Origin of the sequence: Amycolatopsis heterodermiae, from assembly GCF_034929455.1 — a bacterium.
Classification (GTDB): Bacteria; Actinomycetota; Actinomycetes; order Mycobacteriales; family Pseudonocardiaceae; genus Amycolatopsis; species Amycolatopsis heterodermiae.
Window position 1 is genome coordinate 247,168 of record NZ_JAYFSI010000005.1, and the last position, 16,374, is coordinate 263,541.

Here is a 16,374-nt window from a genome sequence, read left to right on the forward strand (position 1 = left end):
GTCCCCCGCAGATAGCCGTTCGGACATGATGGACGTGGTTCACACCCCGATGGGCTGTTCTCACTCGAATGGCCGCTTCCCGCTGGACAAGACAAGGACAGGCCCCCGGCGAGCGGCCTGAGACGGCGTCGGCGAGACGTGGATCAGCCAGGCCCGGGCGCGCGGCCTGCGACCGGAGCGAGTCGGCGGGTTCGTTCTCGCGCCCTGCGCCATTCGGTGTAATTCCGGTACGTCTCGCGCACGCCGATTCGAATTCGGTGGTTTCCTCGTACCGACTCGGCAATGGGGGGTGAACAACCGGATGAGTGACCCGATATCGGACAAAGCGGAAGCTCGTGTCGACCAATTGGTTGCGCAGGCGAAACAAAAAGCGCTGCGTTATCGCGCGATGCAGCAGGCCGTTGAGCAGGTGTCGGTTTCGGCGGCCAGCAAGGACGGGACCGCCACAGTCACCGTCGACTCCGCCGGCAACGTCACCGATCTGCGGATCACCGATCGCGTCCGGGAGATGTCCGGCGATCAGGTTGCGAAAGCGGTGCTGTCGGCGCTGCGCACCGCGCAGGCGAAACTGCCGGACCGGCTCGGCGAGGTCATGGCGGAGACCATCGGCGACGATCCGCGGACCCGGGACACCATCGTCGGCAGCTACCGGGCGAAGTTCCCCGAGCCGGAACCCGAACCCGGCGAAACCCCGCCCGTCCGGATCGGGCGGCTCGCCGACGAACCCGAGGCACCGCCGCCACCACCGGCGCGGCGCCCGGCCCCGCCCGACGAGGACGACGAGGGCTTCGGCGGCCCGGTCATGATCCGCGAATAGCGCGACGGGAGGCGACATGGCGAACGGCGACGGCTACGAAGTCCGCCCGGACGAGCTGCTCACGCACGCGAAAGCGGTCGAGCAGGTCGGGCAGACGCTGGGGCAGGCCCTGGCCGCGGCCGAGCAGGTCACCATGGGCGTGCAGGCGTACGGCCTGATCTGCGGCCCGCTCTTCGTGCCGATGGTGCTCGGGGTCAGCGCTCCGGGCCTGCTCACCCTCGGCGCCGCGCAGCAGGCCATGGGCACGCTGTCGCAGTCGATCCGGCAGGCGGCGAAGACCTACCAGGACGCCGAACAGGCGCACGCGCAGCGGATCACCGGCCTCGGCAAGGACCTGGCGTGAGCAACCCGCTGGTCGCCGCCAAGCAGGACTCGACGACCTGGCACACCGGCGTCAACGTCCTCGACGACGCGATCGGCGCCTACGACGGCATCAAGTCCGGCTCGTGGATCGAGGGCGGCATCGCCGCGCTCGGCACCGCGATGGACCTGCTGACCATCGCGATGAACCCGGTCGGCACGCTCATCTCCTACGGCCTCAACTGGCTGATCGAGCACGTCCAGCCGTTGCAGGACGCGCTGAACCAGCTGGCCGGCGACGCCGACCAGATCACCGCCTACTCGCAGACCTGGGGCAACATCGCCAAGGCCGTGGAGAAGGCGGCCAAGGACCTCGGTGACAGCGTGCAGCGGGACACCGCGCACTGGACCGGCAAGGCCGCGGACGCCTACCGCGCGAACGTCGAGAACAAGATCGACCACCTCAACGCGGCCGCGACCTGCGCGGGCGGGATCAGCACCGTGGTGGAGATCGTCGGGGTGCTCACCGCCGCGGTGCGCGCCATGGTCCGCGACATGATCACCCAGGCGGTCGGCGACTTCATCCAGGACGCGCTGGAGGAGGTCTGCTCGCTCGGGCTCGGCACGCCGGTCGTGGTGGCGCAGGTGGTCGAGCAGGTGTCGGCGTGGATCGAGAAGATCGGCGCGCTGGTCAAGAAGCTGATCAACTCGGTCGAGAAGCTGCGGCCGCTGATGTCGAAGCTCGAGGAGATCTTCGCCGCGGTCAAGAAGGTGATGTCCGAGCTGCACGGACGTCCCGGCGAAGGCGGCACGCACGTCTCCTCGGCCGAGCCCGGCCACGCCGCCCCGCACGAACCCGGCGCCCCGCACGAGGGCACCTCGCCGTCGTCCGCGCCGGAGCCGGACGGCGGCGGTGTCCCCGACGGCGCACCGCCCGGGGACCACGGCGCCGACCCGAGCGCGCCCGGCAGCCACGATCCGGAGGCGGCCGGCGGGCAGAAGTCCGAGGGAACCGGCGGCTGCGACGGCAAGGGCGGCGACCCGGTCGACGCGGTGTCCGGCCAGATGATCACCGCGGGCACCGACGTCGAGCTGCCCGGGCTGCTGCCGCTGGTGCTGAACCGCGCGTACGCCTCCGGCTACGCCGACGGCCGGTCCTTCGGCCCCGGCTGGGCGTCCACATTGGACGAACGCCTGGTGCTGACCGACGACTTCGTCCGGTACTACGGCACGGACGCGGAGGTGCTCAGCTACATCCACCCCGCCCGCGACGGCTCCCCGGTGCTGCCGAGCTTCGGCGCCCGCTGGCCGTTGAGCTGGGACGCCGCCGCGGAGACCTACCTGCTCGTCGACCGCGAGTCCGGCTGGACCCGCCGGTTCGCCGCGCACCCGGCCGTGCCGGGCGAGTGGCAGATCGCCTCCCTGTCGGACCGCGGCGGGCACCGCGTCGACTACCGGCGCGACGAAACCGGCCGCCCGCTCGCGGTCACGCATTCCGGCGGCTACCGGGTCGGCGTCGACACCGTCGACGGCGCGGCCGGCCTGCGCATCGCCGGGTACCGCCTGCTCGGCGGCGGTGAACACGGCGAAGACGTGCCGATCGTGGCGTTCCGCTACGACCGGCGCGGCCGGCTCTCCGGCATCGTGAACTCGACCGGCGCGCCGTACCAGTACGACTACGACGACGCGGACCGGATCGTCGCCTGGACCGACCGCACCGGCTACCGCTACGAGTACGCCTACGGCCCGGACGGTCGCGTCGTCCGCGGCGCCGGCCTCGACGGCTACCTCGACGCGACCTTCGACTACGACCTGGCCGGCCGCGTCACCACCGTCACCGACAGCCTCGGCGGGCGCACCGAGTACCACTACGACGAGCACAACCACATCACCGCGGTCGTCGACCCGAACGGCGGGGTCGAACGTCCCGAGTTCGACCGGTACCACCGGCTGCTGTCGTTCACGGACAAGAACGGGGCCGTCACCCGCTACGAACGCGACGAGAACGGCGACCCGACGCGGATCGCCTACCCCGACGGCACCGCGCTCACCATCGAGTACGACCCGCGCTGGCGGCTGCCGGTCACCGTGACCCAGCCGAACGGCGCGGTCTGGCGGCACACCTACGACGACGCCGGCCGCATCGTGTCCACAGTGGACCCGCTGGGCGCGGTCGCGACCAGCGAGCTGGACGAGCGGGGCCACCTGGCCGCCACCGTCGAACCGGACGGCGCCCGCTGGACCTACACCAGCAACGACGCCGGACGGCCGCTGTCGATCACGTCGCCGGAGGGCGAAACCACCACGTTCCGGCTCGACGGCTTCGGCCGGGCGATCGAAGCGACCGACCCGCGCGGCCGCAGCACCCGGTACGGCTGGACCCGCGAAGGCGCGCTGACCTGGCGCGTCGCGGCCAACGGCGACCGCGAGGAACGGTCCTACGACCTCGAAGGCAGCCTGGTCCGGGCCCGCTCGGCCACCGGCGCGACCACGGTCTTCGAACGCGGCCCGTTCGGGCTGCTCGCCGCGCGCACCGGCCAGGACGGCATCCGGCACACCTTCACCCACGACACCGAACTGCGGCTCACCGGCGTCCGCAACCCGGCCGGGCAGACCTGGTCCTACCGCTACGATCCGGCCGGGAACCTGATCGGCGAACGGGACTTCACCGGCCGCGCGCTCGCCTACCGGGTCGACGCGATGGGTGCGCTGATCTCCCGCACCGAAGCGGGCGGCGCGGTGACCGAACTGACCCGCGACGTCCGCGGCCGGGTGTCCCGGCAGACCTCCGGCGAAACGAGCATCGCCTTCGACTACGACGAAGGCGGCCGGTTGCGCCGGGTGGCCGACGACGCCGTCGAAGTGCGCTACGAACGCGACCTGCTCGGCCGCCCGGTCGCCGAGTCCGTCGACGGCCGGGTGCTGCGCAGCGAGTACGACCTGACCGGCCGCCGCGTCCGCCGGGTCACCCCGTCCGGCGTCGAGGCGCGGTGGCGGTACGACCGGCTGCGCCGGGAAACCGCGATGACCGGGACGGCCGGCACGATCGCCTTCGAGTACCGGGAAGGCCGGGAGGTGCTCCGCCGCCTCGGCGAAAACGCGACCCTCGCCCAGACGCACGACGAACTGGGCCGGCTCACCGGTCAAACGCTCTTTTCCGCCGGTGAACCGGATCGCGCACTCCAGGAACGCGGTTTCCGGTACCGCGCCGACGGCCAGGTGCTCGCGATCGACGACCGGGTGCACGGCCCGCGCACCTTCGCGCTCACCCCGGGCGGCCGGGTCACCGGCGTGCAGGCCGCCGGCTGGGCCGAGCACTACGCCTACGACGCGCTGGGAAACCTGGTCTCCGCCCAACCCGGTCCGTCCACTGAGGACACCTCGGACGTGGCCGGCCCCCGCGTGGTGGACGGGATGCTGCTGCGCAGCGCGGGCCGGACGTCCTACTCCTACGACGCTTCCGGCCGGGTCGTCCGGGAAGTGCGCCGCAGCCTGTCCGGCCGGCGCCGGGTCCGGGAGTACACCTGGGACGATCGCGGCCGGCTGACCGGGGTCACCGCGCCGGACGGCACCCGCTGGCGGTACCGCTACGACCCGTTCGGCCGCCGGATCGCCAAGCAGCGCCTCTCCCCCGACGGCGGTGTCGCCGAAGAGACCACGTTCTCCTGGGACGGCACCGTCCTGGCCGAAGCCGCCCGCACCGTCGACGGCCGGACCTCCGTCACGTCCTGGGACTACCGCGGCGGCTCGGCCGAACCCGTCGCGCAGACCACCCGTTCCTGGCTCGCGGACGCTCCCGCCGAGGTCGTCGACACCCGCTTCCACGCCATCGTCGCCGACCTGATCGGCGCCCCGACCGAACTGGTCGACGCGACCGGCCGGGTCGCCTGGTACCGGACGAGCGGCCTGTGGGGCAACACCATCACGATGTCCACTTCGGACGGAACCGGCTGCCCGCTCCGCTTCCCGGGCCAGTACCACGACGACGAGACCGGGCTGCACTACAACGTGCACCGCTACTACGACCCGCACACCGCGCGGTACCTGTCGCCGGACCCGCTCGGGCTGACCCCGTCCACGAACCACTACACCTACGTCCCGAACCCGCTGGCGGTGGCCGACCCGCTGGGCCTGGCCGGCTACCGGGACCCGGCGAGCCAGCAGTGGGCGCACGACCCGGCGCTGCCGCCCGCCGACCACGTCCACAACCGCGGTACCGAGTACCCCGGCGGCTACTGGCAGTCCACCCACGACGAGATGGCGACGAAGTGGACCACGCAGGGCCGGGCCCTCGGCGACGTCCCGCGGGACGCGAGCGGCGCGCGCATCCCGCACGACCAGCTGAGCTGGGTCGACGCGCAGGGCCGCCCGATTCCGTACTACGACGCGAACGGCAAGCGGAACCTGACCTACGAGCACGTCCCGCCGGTCGTCGAGCACTGGAACGCCGAAGGCCACAACATGACCGACGAGGAGCGCAAGGCCTGGTACAACAACACCGACGACATGGAAGCCATGGGCAAGTCGCAGAACTCGTCCGAAGGCGCGCAGCTCACCGAGCGCTACGCGGACACGGAGCCGGGGCCGCGGCATCCGTGTACCTTGCACTGACCAGGGCAAGATCGGGAGGCGACCAGTGGACCCACGCGCAACCTACGCGGCTATGCCCGGCGTCGCCGCGCTCGGCGACCTGCCCGAGGCCTGGCACTGGGCGACGGCGCCCGGCTTCGACTCCGCCGCCGCCCTGTACGCCGACGGCGAGCGCGCGTTCCAGGCGTACGCGCTGGATTCGTACGACGAAGGCCTGGCCGTCGCGCTGCTGTCCTTCGCCCGCGCGCACAGCGCCGAACTGACCACCGACGCCCCGCTGGCGGTGGCCGAAGGGTTCTCCCACCCGGGATACGCCTTCGACGCGGTGGCCGCGGCCGCCCCGCCCCTGCACCGCCTGTACCCGGACGACGCCGCGATGAACGACGCCGTCCGGGCGGTCATCCCGGTCTACCGCTGCGAAGTGGCCGGCGACGAGAGCCTTCAGGACGCCGAACACCGCTACAGCCGCGGCACCGGCATCCGCGGCACCCGCTGGGGCCGCCCGCCGTCCCCGTACCTGAAGTTCCGCTTCCGCGGTGACACCGGCGCGGTACAGCCGAAACGCGGCTTCGCCGGGACGAAGCTCCTGGTCACCAGGCTCTCGAAAGACCAGGACGACCTGTTCGTCGAGTTCGAGAACTACCGGCACGAGGTGTACACGGTCACCCGGGGCGACACCTTGACCCTCACCGGGCCGGACGGGGCCGCCACGCCGGCCGGCCTCGAGGAGCTGCTGGACGCGGTCAAGGCCGCACTGTACGGACCGAACGCCGGGGACGCGGACTTCCCCGGCTGAGGCCGGTGGTGCATGAACTATTTCGGTGTCACCCACCTCGATCTCGTCGAACCGGTGCGGTCGGCGTCGGGGAACTGCCGGCGTTTCAACGGTGGAAGCGGGTCGTCGTCTCCAGTGGCTCGCGGCCGACAGTGACGGAGTTGATCGCCGCCGCCGGGTCGGCGTAGCCGAACGCGATGCCGAACAACAGCTTGCCGCCGGTGACGCCGAGGGTCTCGCGCACCGTGTCGGCGTAGAAGCTCAGCAACGCCTGCGGGCAGCTGGCCACCCCGTGGGCGGCCATGGCCAGCAGCAGCGTCTGCGCGTACATGCCGACGTCGGCGGTCAGCCGCGCGTCGCCGGATTCCGGCGCGTACAGCAGGGCGACGTGGGGTGCGTCGTAGAAGCTGAGGCTCTTCGTGTCGTACGCGGCACGCAGCTCGCGGTCGTCCCGGCCGATGCCGAGCGCATCGTAGACCGCGGCGCCGAACGCCGCGCGCCGCTGTTGGTGCACCGGCGAGTAAATGCCGTCGCTGTACGGGAAATCGACGGTCTGCCGGCCGGCCCGGCCCGCGGCCACGAGTGCTCCGGCGAGGGTGTCCCGTGCGGCTCCGCTGACCACCTCGACCTGCCAGGGCTGCGCGTTGGAGTTCGACGGCGCGGCGCCGGCCAGGCGGAAGACGGCCTCGATCGTCTCGTCCGGGACGGGGTCGGGCAGGAACGCCCTGGTCGCGCGGCGATCCCGGATGAGCCGCTCCGCCACCGTCGTCACCGTCGTCACGCTTCCTCCTGAAGTACACGCTGTCGTTTACTTGGGTGACCGTAGCGGACGTCCCGCGCCGTGTAAACGCTGACGTATACTTGAGGGCATGAGCGACGAACCGGCACGCCGGGCCGGCCGGGGCGGGCGGGAACGCGTGGTGACCGCCGCGATCAGCCTGTTCGCGGCGCGCGGCATCACCGCGACCACGATGGAAGACATCGCCGCCCACGCCCCGGTGTCCAAGCGCACCCTGTACGCCCACTTCCCCACCAAGGAGGACCTCGTCCTGGCCCAGCTGGACCACCTCCTGCGGTCCGGCTACTCGCTGCTCGAAACCCTCCGGCGCGACGACCTGCCTCCACGCGAGCGGCTCCTCGCGATGTTCGCGGTGCAGCCATGGCCGGACGGGACCGTCCACGGCTGCCCGTTCATCCACGCCGCCGTCGAGCACCCCGACCCCGCCGGCCGCGTGCACGCCTTCGCGCGCGAGCAGAAGCTCCTCATGCTCGCGCTGGTGACCGGCCTGCTGGACGACCTCGGCATCGCCGAGCCGGAACCGCTGGCCGAGCAGCTCGTCACCCTCTCCGACGGCGCCGCGAGCCGCGCGATGGTGCTCAACGACCCGGACTACGGCCGCCACGCCCGCAAGGCCGCCGAAACCCTGCTCGACCACGCGCCGCGCCGCCCCGGAAAGTAGACCGCGCTCCGAGGCGGCGGAATTTCTCTTGCGCCACAAGCACTGCCGGGTCCGTTCTGGTGGGATACTTCGCCGATGCCGCGGGAGGGACGTCGAGGATGCGTGACGAGGAGATCGGCCTGCTGGTGTTCCTGGGGCTCGGCGTGATCATGATGATCATCAGGTTCCGGTGGCGGGAGAAGTTCGAAGGTTTCGGCCGGGTTCCGCCGCCGGACCCGGCCTACGCAAGCCAATTCGCTGTGCTGCGGGACGAAGACTACGACCTCGTCCTGCGCGGCGCGGCCACGGTGAACCACCTCAAGGCGAGCGGGCCGGTCTTCCGGCTGCTGGTCAGCCGCGGCCAGGCCGAGCTGCGCGTCTCCGGCGCCGAACCGGTCCGGATCGTCCGCGCCGAGGTGACCGGCCTGGAGTGGGTGGGCCCGTTCGGCCGCGGCTTCCGGTTCCACACCGCGTCGGGCCGGTTGGACAAGGTCACCGTCTGGCCCCAGGGCACAGCCGGGGAACAGCTGGCCGAGCTCGGCTGGCGCTGAAGACCGTACGCCTCAAGGACTCGCCGTGAGGCGGTCTCGCAGCCGGGCGTGGCGGAACTGGTGGACCGCGCCGGTGGGCGTCGGCGAGGAGGCACCAGCGAAGCCGAGTCCGTGCGGTACTTCCTGATCCACAAGGGCTACAGCCCCGGCGGGGTCGCCGGTTCGGACACCCGGGCCGCGTTCGAGTATGTCGCCGATTGCCTTGTGGGCGAGGGTAAAATGGAGTGATGGTGCTGTCCGGGGAACAGTGGCTGGCGCAGGTCTTCCGACCGGCCGTGGCCGGAATGAGCCGTGCCCGACGCTCGGCCGGCCCGGTTTCCGTGGATCCGTTGCGCCTGCTGGGAAGTCGGCTCGCGGCGCAGGTCGAGGCGCTCGGTGACACCGGCGTGCTCACCGACGAGCAGGAGATCGCCGCGCTCGACGCCCTCGAGGAGGCCGGGATCCGGTCGTCGTCGGCGTCGTCCGTGTCGTCCTCGGCGTCCGTGGGTGCCGCTCCCGTGGCGGTACGGACGGGTTCGGCGCCGGTCGTGCCCCGCGAGCCGCTCGGTCCGCCGGTACTGCGCGGTGTGCTGGCGGGGCCCCGGCACCTCGGGCAGCTCCACGGACGGCCGGTGACGCTGATCTCGGCAGAGCTGTGGACCGACCGGTTCCTGGTCGACCTCTGCACCGACCCCGGCCCGGAGCACCGCGACCGGCGGGCGCGGACCGCGCGTGAGCAGTTGGAGTGGATGAAGCGCCTCCGCCGCGGGCAAGCCACCGAGCGCCCGAACCGGGCGATCACCGGCTCTGCACTGGGCGACCTCACCTGGGAACCCCGCGACGAGCAGGGCACCGGATACCGCCGAATCGGCGGCTCGGGCGAGTCCGGGGACCACCTCGACCGGCAGCGGATGCAGTGGTCCCCGGCACCTCCTGCGGATTCCGGGCGCCTGACCTTGCTCGCCAGGGACACCACCGGTGCGATCGTGCTGGACGCCGAAATCCCGCTCCCCCGGCCAACCACGTAAGACACCGTCACGGCGCCCGCCTATGCCGGTGGGCGGCGGTTGCCGAAGGCACCAGCCACAACGACCCGACCGAATCCCGCGACCACCGCGCCGCGGTCGACACCATCACAGCACACGCCCATACCGGTGGGCGGTGCGGTGGTTGCCGAAGGCACCGGCCACAGCAACCCAACCGGACCCCATGCAGCACATCACAAGCATCACGGCGCACGCCTATCCCGGTGAGCGGTGCGGTGATTGCCGAAGGCACTGGCCACAGCGACCCGACCGAATCCCACGCGACACATCACAAGCACTACGCCGCGGTTGACACCGTCACAGCACACGCCCATACCGGTCAGCGGTGCAGCGGTTACCGAAGGAACCGGCGGGATCCCGGGCAGCAAATCGCAAGCACCACGCCGCCGTTGACACCATCACGGCGCACGCCTGTGCCGGTGAGCGGTGCAGTGGTTGCCAGATGCGCCGAAGGCTCCGGGCGGATCCCGCGCGGCACATCACGATCGACCGGGCGCGCGCCCCGGGCGGATCCGAGCGTGTCTTGGGCCAAGTGGATCAGACCACTTCGGTCTCCCGTGCCCGCGGGGTAGGCCGCTCGGCGGTACCCGGTGCGCAATCCTCGTGTCTGCAAAGAGAAACCCTGGCGCGCGCGGCGGAAAGTGGATTTGATCACTCCTGTCGACCTCGACCAGCAGGAGGAACAGATGATCCTCGAGCCGAGACGAGTACTCGCGGTCGCCGTCGTGCTTGCGGCCGGTCTCACCGGGCCCGGGCCTCAGGCGGGCGCCGCGCAGCCGTTTGCCGGTCCCGGTGTGCAGCGGACCGTCACCCTGGTGACCGGTGATCACGTCGTCCTCGACGTGTCCGGGGCCGCGCGCGTCCGGGCCGCGGCCGGCCGGGAGAAAGTCGGGTTCCTCACGCAGAAGGACGTCGACGGCGACGTGCACGTCACGCCGTTCGATGCGCTTGCCGACGTTCGCGCCGGGCGGCTCGACCCGCGCCTGTTCGATGTCACGCGGCTGCTGGCCGGCGGTTACGGCGACGACGCGCGTCCGGACATCCCGCTCATCGTGACCCACCCGGCGGGACTGCGCGCCGTGGCGGCTGCGCAGGTCGTGCGCGAGCTGCCCAGTGTGCGGGCCACCGCCGTGAAAACCGCGAAGGGCCCGGCTTTCTGGGCCGGGCGCGACCCCTCGGCGGGCAAGATCTGGCTGGACGGCCCGGTGCACGCCGCGCTGGACCGCAGCGTCCCGCAGATCGGCGCCCCGGCGGCGTGGCAGGCCGGCTACACCGGGAAGGGCACGACCGTCGCCATCCTCGACACCGGGATCGACGCCACCCACCCGGATCTGGCGGACGCCGTCGCCCAGGCGCGCGACTTCACGGCCAGCGCGTCCGGCACGACCGACCGCTACGGGCACGGCACGCACGTCGCGTCCATCGTGACCGGCAACAACGCCAAGTACACGGGCGTCGCGCCGGACACGAAGCTGATGATCGGCAAGGTGCTCGACGACACCGGCAGCGGTGAGGAGTCCGAGATCCTCGCCGGCATGGAGTGGGCCGCGACCGGCGGCGCGCAGGTGATCAACATGAGCCTGGGCGACTACACCCCCAGCGACGGCACGGATCTGCTCTCGCAGGCGCTCGACTCGCTCACCGAACAGACCGGTGCGCTGTTCGTCGTCGCCGCGGGCAACAACGGCAAGACCCCGGGTTCGCCCGCGGCGGCGCGGGACGCGCTGACCGTCGGCGCGGTCGACCACGACGACCACCTCGCGGACTTCTCCAGCCGCGGCCCGCGCAAGGGCGACAACGGGATCAAGCCGGAGATCACCGCGCCGGGCGTCGACATCGCCGCGGCGATGGCCAAGGACAGCGCGCTGGCCAAGACGTTGCCGCACGCCGACGACACGCACCTGATCATGTCCGGCACGTCGATGGCCACCCCGCACGTCACCGGGGCGGCGGCGATCCTGGCCGGCGAGCACCCGGACTGGAAGGCCCCGCAGCTCAAGGCCGCGCTCGTGGAGTCGGCCAAGCCCGACCCGGCGCGGACGGTGTTCGAGCAGGGTGGCGGCCGCGTGGACGTCGCGAAGGCCGTCACGGACACGCTGATCGCCACCCCGGCCACGCTGAACGACGGTGTCCAGCAGTGGCCGCACGCCGACGACCAGCCGGTGCGCAACGTCGTCACCTACCACAACTACGGCACCACACCGGTGACCGTGAACGTGACCGCTGATCTCAAGGATCCGGCCGGAAAGCCCGCACCCGCCGGGATGTTCACGCTGTCCGCGCCGGCGCTGACCGTCGCCCCGGGCGCCGACGCGCCGATCACGCTCACCGCCGACACGAAGGTCGACGGCCCGGACGGGATCTACACCGGCGTGCTCACCGCGGGCCCGGTCCGCGTCCCGGTCTCGCTCACCCGCGAGCCGGAAAGCTACGACGTCCGGTTCGGTTTCCTCGGCACGGACGGAAAGCCGACGGCGGACTACGCCTACCGACTGGTCGACACGCAGCAGGCCGTCCAGTACGTGCCCTACGACGCGTCCGGTTCGGTGGGCTTCCGGGTGCCGAAGGGGCACTACTACTTCGAATCCCAGGTCGCCACGGGCACCGGGCTCGCGGTGACCATCGAACCCGACCTCGACGTGAGCAAGCCGGTCACGCTCACCGTCGACCCGCGGACGGCCAAGCCGGCGGGGCTCGTCCTGGACAACCCGAAGCTGACGGCGTTCGAGAAGAGCGTGGACTTCGCCCGCACCACCGTGTGGGGCGGCACGGACGCGCTGGCCACCGAGATCCAGCCGGGCGCCTTCGGGGACGTCCTGGTCAACCGCTCGGCGACGACGGCGCCCGGGCAGTTCCGGTACTCCGTCGGCGGCCGGTTCGCCGTCCCGGACGCCCAGGGCCGGTTCGACGCCACGCCGTCGCTCTACAACGTGCGCGCCGACACCGACGGCCGGCTGCCCGCCGACCCCGTGCTGCGGGTGCGCGACCGGGACCTGGTGCACGTCCACAGCGTGCAGGCGGCCGCCGAGCCGGGCACGGTCGGCACCCGGGAGGGCGTCATCACCAAGCCGCTGCCGTACACGCTGGAGGAGTACTACTCGCCGGAGACGCCGTGGCTGAACTTCTTCCAGGTCACCAAGGCCGACGGGACGTACGTCAACCAGCTGTTCTCCAGCGCCCCCAAGGTGTACCCGCGGGTGCGGGAGACGACGGACTCCTACGGCCGCGCGGTGTTCGGCCCGGACTTCCCGGCCAACCCGGGCAACCCGGCGCGGTACGCGAGCCGGCGGGGTGACACGCTCGTCTTCCAGATCCCGCAGCTGAGCGACGCGACCCGGGACATGGAGGGCTTCGGCGTGCACACCGGCACGGCGGTGCTCTACCGCGACGGCGTCCAGGTGGGGACCGGCCCGGACTCCAGCGGCGGGCTGTTCGCGGTGCCGCCGGGCCCGGGCAGGTTCCGGCTGCACACGGAGATGACCCGTCCGTCGCCGCTGTCGAGCAAGGTGGTCGCCGACTACACGTTCGCGTCCGACACGGTCACGGGGACCGCTGCGCAACGGCTGCCGCTGATGGCGATCAAGTTCGCGCCGGCGTTGAACGCGCGCAACGAGGCGTCGGCCTTCCTGCCGACACTGGTCCCGATCGGCTTCTCGCACAACGCGGGCGGCACGGTCACCCCGACGGCGATCCAGGTGTCCCACGACCACGGTGCTTCCTGGACCCCGGCTCCCCTGGCCCAGCTGGGTGGCCGGTGGTACACCGTGCTGCCCCACCCGTGGGGCGCGAAGTCCGTGTCCCTGCGGGGAACCGCGACGGACGGCGCGGGCAACTCGGTGACGGAGACCATTGTGGACGCCTTCGTCCTGCGCTGATCCGGCCGGAGGCGGCTCCGCGAACGCGGGGCCGCCTCCGCCGTCATCCGATGCTGTCGATCACCGGAACGAGCCTCCGCAGCAGGGCGACGAGTTGCCGGCGTTCGGCGGGCGAGAACGCCTCGAACGCTTCCGCCTGACGGGCCCGCCGGCCGGCCAGCAGCCGCGCCAGCCGCTCGTGCCCGTCCGGGGTCAACGCCACGAGGACCTTGCGCTCGTCCTCAGGTGACCGCCGGCGCGCGACCACGCCGGCGCCTTCCAGCTGCTGGAGCATCCGGGTGGCCGTGGGGATGGACACGTCGGCGGCCGCGGCGAGCCGGCCGACCGGGAGCTCCGGCTCGGCCGCCAGCGGCTCGAGCATCGTGACCTGCGGCAGCGACAGGCCGGCGTCCCGGTCCGCGCCCGCCGACCGGGCCTTGCGCATGGCGAAGAACACGGCGTCGGCCGCCTGCACCAGCTCGTCGACCTCGGCGGGGTTCGGTGACTTGTTCCCGGGCGTCATGCGAGCTAGCCTAGCAAAGCAATAGTTAGCAACCTAGCTATTAGGAGGCTAGACATCATGAACGGCCGCATCGACGTGCATCAGCACCTGATCCCGTCGCACTACCAGGAAGCACTGGAGAACAGTGGCCAGACGGCCGGCGGGTGGCCGATGCCCTCGTGGAGCCCCGGCGCCGCGCTCGCGATGATGGACGAAGCCGGGATCGCCACCGGGGTGCTGTCCATCAGCGCGCCGGGCGTGCACTTCGGTGACGACGCCGCGGCCCGCGACCTGGCGCGCGCGACCAACGACTTCCAAGCGGAGCTCGTCAAGGACGCTCCCGGCCGCTTCGGGCACTTCGCCGTGCTTCCGCTGCCGGACTTCGACGGCGCGGTCGCCGAGGCGGTGCGAGCGCTGGACGAGCTGCACGCCGACGGCGTCGTCCTGCTGTCCAACGCCCGCGGCCACTACCTGGGCCACCCGGCGTACGAGCCACTGTGGACGGAACTGGCCGCCCGCGACGCCGTGGTGTTCGTGCACCCGGCCGAACCGCCGATCGCGCGCCTCGACGGCCTGCCCAGCCCGCTGCTGGACTTCCCGTTCGACACCACGCGCACCGCGCTCGACCTGGTGGCCCACGGCGTGTTCGACCGGCACCCGGGCCTGCGGATCATCCTGTCCCACGCCGGCGGCTTCCTGCCCTTCGCCGCGCACCGCTTCACCGGCGCGGCGATGTTCAACCCCGGCACCACCCCGGACGGCATCATGGCCGGGCTGCGAAAGTTCTACTTCGACACGGCGCTGTCCGCCTCGCCGACCGCGCTCCCGTCGCTGTTCGCCTTCGCGGCACCCGGCCACGTCCTCTACGGCAGCGATTTCCCGTTCGCGCCGAAGGAGTGGCGGACGGAGTTCGACCGGTACCTCACCGCCTACGACGGACCCGGTGCCGAGCGCTTCCCCGACGTCGGCCGCGCGGCCGCGGAGGCACTGTTCCCCCGGTTCCGGGAATGAAATCCGGACCCGAAGTGTTGATCATCGGCATGTCCGACGAGACCGCAGAATTCAGTCCCACGGAGTGGGTGCAGGACCAGACCAAGACGATCCTCGAGACCGGGACCACCGAGGGGATCGAGGTGCTCGGGTCGCCGATCGTGCTGCTGACGCTGCGCGGCGCGAAGTCCGGCAAGCTGCGCTACACCCCGGTCATGCGGGTGGAGCACGCCGGGAGCTACGCGGTGGTGGCGTCCAAGGGCGGCGCCCCGGAGCACCCCGTCTGGTACCACAACATCAAGGCGCACCCGGAGTTCGCGCTGCAGGACGGGACCGTGACGAAGACCTACGTGGCACGTGAGGTCGAGGGCGCCGAGCGGGCCGAGTGGTGGGAACGCTCGGTCGCGGCCTACCCGTCGTACGCCGAGTACCAGACGAAGACCGACCGGCAGATCCCGGTGTTCGTGCTCGACCCGAAGTAGCGTTCGCTCACCCCTGACCGGCCGACGGCGCCGGGCCCAGTGCCCGGCGCCAATAGCCGGTGACGCTGCGGCGCACCTGCTCGACGTCGACCCCCCGGGGGTCCAGCAGCCGCTGCAGCGCGATCCCGCGCAGCTGCCCGACGACGGCGATCGCGACGTCGTCCGGCCGGACGCCGGGGTCGATCGCGCCGGCCTCGATGCCGGCTTCGACGTCTTCGCGCAGGTCGGCGCGGAAGGCGGCGTCCCGCTCGCGGAAGATCGGGGCCAGGTCCGGTTGCGTGGCAGCCTCGGCCCACAACACCAGGAAAGCCTGGTTGGAGACGCCGAGCCGGCCGAGCTCGCCGAGGTAGCCGTCGATCAGCCGCAGCAGGCGGTCGCGCCCGGGCGGCAGCTCGGCCAGGCCCGGCACGAACCCGGCCTGGGTGGTCCGCGCCAGCCGCTCGACCAGCGCCTGCTTGGCCCCGAAGTGGTGCGTGACGATGCCGCGGCTGTACCCGGCGCGCTCCCCGACCCGCGCCAGCGTCAGCGAGCGGACGCCCTGTTCGACGACGAGTTCGGCGGCCGCGGCGAGCAACGCGGCTTCCGCCTGGTCCCGGCGTTCCTGCTGAGTGCGGCGGAGGGTGACCATGCAGCTGAGCCTACCAAACTAACTTGCGTGTTGCCCAACAAGTATGTGTAGGGTGAGCGGCGTGGAAAGTACCCGTTCGATCGGCACCGAAGACGCGGCCCAGGGCGGCTACTGGAGCCACTTCGCCCAGGGCGACCGGGTCCTGGTGTTCGGCGCTCCGGACCCGGCGACCGGCCGCCGCCGGGTCCGGCGGGGAACCGTGCTCTCCCCGCCCTCGCCCGGCGTCATCACGATCGACTTCGGGAACGGCGAGCACGGAGAGCTTTCCGCGGCCGACGGGGTCCAGGTCAGCCACGCGGCCGGCGCCTGCCGGTGCGTGGTGGCGCTCTCCTGAGCGTCCGTCACCCGCGACCCGAAGGGACTTCCGGGCAAACTTTTCCCGCCTCTCGTCATCACCCGATGGTGTGGTGTTAACTGTCGA

15 protein-coding genes are annotated in these 16,374 nt (G+C 71.8%); 12 read left to right on the top strand and 3 right to left on the bottom strand.

Translation table 11 applies throughout. The features are described from left to right. Positions 1–301 precede the first annotated feature (301 nt). From VA596_RS23415 to VA596_RS23430, 4 genes are read left to right on the top strand one after another with little or no spacing between them, the layout of a single operon-like run. Entirely contained in the window at positions 302–817 is a 516-nt protein-coding gene (locus VA596_RS23415; protein WP_323330021.1) for a YbaB/EbfC family nucleoid-associated protein, read from the top strand. 16 nt (positions 818–833) lie between these two features. Continuing rightward, a complete protein-coding gene (locus VA596_RS23420) occupies positions 834–1,160 on the top strand; it encodes a type VII secretion target (RefSeq protein WP_323330023.1) in 327 nt (108 codons plus the stop codon). Continuing rightward, entirely contained in the window at positions 1,157–5,728 is a 4,572-nt protein-coding gene (locus VA596_RS23425) for an RHS repeat-associated core domain-containing protein (protein ID WP_323330025.1), read from the top strand. The genes VA596_RS23420 and VA596_RS23425 overlap by 4 nt, the downstream gene beginning before the upstream one ends. A 25-nt stretch (positions 5,729–5,753) precedes the next feature. Further along, on the top strand, positions 5,754–6,503 hold the full coding sequence (locus VA596_RS23430) for a hypothetical protein (protein WP_323330027.1): 750 nt from the start codon (positions 5,754–5,756) through the stop codon (positions 6,501–6,503). An 85-nt stretch (positions 6,504–6,588) separates the two neighbouring features. Here the strand turns inward: VA596_RS23430 and VA596_RS23435 are convergent, their stop codons facing one another. Further along, positions 6,589–7,263 (bottom strand): nitroreductase, encoded by a 675-nt coding sequence (locus VA596_RS23435; protein ID WP_323330029.1) that lies wholly within the window; start codon positions 7,261–7,263, stop codon positions 6,589–6,591. A gap of 88 nt (positions 7,264–7,351) precedes the next feature. On the opposite strand from VA596_RS23435, the gene VA596_RS23440 reads away from it, so the two are divergent. The 5 genes from VA596_RS23440 (at position 7,352) to VA596_RS23460 (ending at position 13,372) form a co-directional block, all read left to right on the top strand. Next, positions 7,352–7,942, top strand: coding sequence for a TetR/AcrR family transcriptional regulator (locus VA596_RS23440; protein WP_323330031.1), 591 nt, complete (start codon positions 7,352–7,354; stop codon positions 7,940–7,942). Positions 7,943–8,040: 98 nt separating this feature from the next. Continuing rightward, a complete protein-coding gene (locus tag VA596_RS23445; RefSeq protein ID WP_323330033.1) occupies positions 8,041–8,472 on the top strand; it encodes a hypothetical protein in 432 nt (143 codons plus the stop codon). A gap of 48 nt (positions 8,473–8,520) precedes the next feature. Next, positions 8,521–8,700 (top strand): hypothetical protein, encoded by a 180-nt coding sequence (locus VA596_RS23450; RefSeq protein ID WP_323330035.1) that lies wholly within the window; start codon positions 8,521–8,523, stop codon positions 8,698–8,700. Next, positions 8,700–9,479 carry a hypothetical protein gene (locus VA596_RS23455; protein ID WP_323330037.1) on the top strand — a complete coding sequence of 260 codons (780 nt, stop codon included), beginning with the start codon at positions 8,700–8,702 and terminating at the stop codon, positions 9,477–9,479. The genes VA596_RS23450 and VA596_RS23455 overlap by 1 nt, the downstream gene beginning before the upstream one ends. A 665-nt stretch (positions 9,480–10,144) precedes the next feature. Then, positions 10,145–13,372, top strand: coding sequence for a S8 family serine peptidase (locus tag VA596_RS23460; RefSeq protein WP_323330039.1), 3,228 nt, complete (start codon positions 10,145–10,147; stop codon positions 13,370–13,372). Between the two features lie 43 nt (positions 13,373–13,415). Here the strand turns inward: VA596_RS23460 and VA596_RS23465 are convergent, their stop codons facing one another. Beyond that, a complete protein-coding gene (locus VA596_RS23465; protein WP_323330041.1) occupies positions 13,416–13,874 on the bottom strand; it encodes a MarR family winged helix-turn-helix transcriptional regulator in 459 nt (152 codons plus the stop codon). A gap of 57 nt (positions 13,875–13,931) precedes the next feature. Between VA596_RS23465 and VA596_RS23470 the strand changes: the two genes are divergently transcribed. Both VA596_RS23470 and VA596_RS23475 read left to right on the top strand, forming a co-directional pair. Further along, positions 13,932–14,864, top strand: a complete 933-nt coding sequence (locus VA596_RS23470; protein WP_323330043.1) for an amidohydrolase family protein — start codon at positions 13,932–13,934, stop codon at positions 14,862–14,864. 29 nt (positions 14,865–14,893) lie between these two features. Then, positions 14,894–15,325 carry a nitroreductase family deazaflavin-dependent oxidoreductase gene (locus tag VA596_RS23475; protein ID WP_323330045.1) on the top strand — a complete coding sequence of 144 codons (432 nt, stop codon included), beginning with the start codon at positions 14,894–14,896 and terminating at the stop codon, positions 15,323–15,325. Between the two features lie 7 nt (positions 15,326–15,332). On the opposite strand, the gene VA596_RS23480 is transcribed toward VA596_RS23475, so the two are convergent. Beyond that, positions 15,333–15,953, bottom strand: a complete 621-nt coding sequence (locus VA596_RS23480) for a TetR/AcrR family transcriptional regulator (RefSeq protein WP_323330047.1) — start codon at positions 15,951–15,953, stop codon at positions 15,333–15,335. A 61-nt stretch (positions 15,954–16,014) separates the two neighbouring features. Here VA596_RS23480 and VA596_RS23485 point away from each other — a divergent pair, with 61 nt between their 5' ends. Next, positions 16,015–16,287, top strand: a complete 273-nt coding sequence (locus VA596_RS23485; protein WP_323330049.1) for a hypothetical protein — start codon at positions 16,015–16,017, stop codon at positions 16,285–16,287. The last annotated feature ends 87 nt before the right edge of the window (positions 16,288–16,374 follow it).

What these genes read in the sequence shown, in the direction of transcription:
- VA596_RS23415 (WP_323330021.1), top strand. Translation starts at nt 302, where the DNA reads ATGAGTGACCCGATATCGGACAAAGCGGAAGCTCGTGTCGACCAATTG.
- VA596_RS23420 (WP_323330023.1), top strand. Translation starts at nt 834, where the DNA reads ATGGCGAACGGCGACGGCTACGAAGTCCGCCCGGACGAGCTGCTCACG.
- VA596_RS23440 (WP_323330031.1), top strand. Translation starts at nt 7,352, where the DNA reads ATGAGCGACGAACCGGCACGCCGGGCCGGCCGGGGCGGGCGGGAACGC.
- VA596_RS23445 (WP_323330033.1), top strand. Translation starts at nt 8,041, where the DNA reads ATGCGTGACGAGGAGATCGGCCTGCTGGTGTTCCTGGGGCTCGGCGTG.
- VA596_RS23455 (WP_323330037.1), top strand. Translation starts at nt 8,700, where the DNA reads ATGGTGCTGTCCGGGGAACAGTGGCTGGCGCAGGTCTTCCGACCGGCC.
- VA596_RS23465 (WP_323330041.1), bottom strand. Translation starts at nt 13,874, where the DNA reads ATGACGCCCGGGAACAAGTCACCGAACCCCGCCGAGGTCGACGAGCTG.
- VA596_RS23470 (WP_323330043.1), top strand. Translation starts at nt 13,932, where the DNA reads ATGAACGGCCGCATCGACGTGCATCAGCACCTGATCCCGTCGCACTAC.
- VA596_RS23475 (WP_323330045.1), top strand. Translation starts at nt 14,894, where the DNA reads ATGTCCGACGAGACCGCAGAATTCAGTCCCACGGAGTGGGTGCAGGAC.
- VA596_RS23480 (WP_323330047.1), bottom strand. Translation starts at nt 15,953, where the DNA reads ATGGTCACCCTCCGCCGCACTCAGCAGGAACGCCGGGACCAGGCGGAA.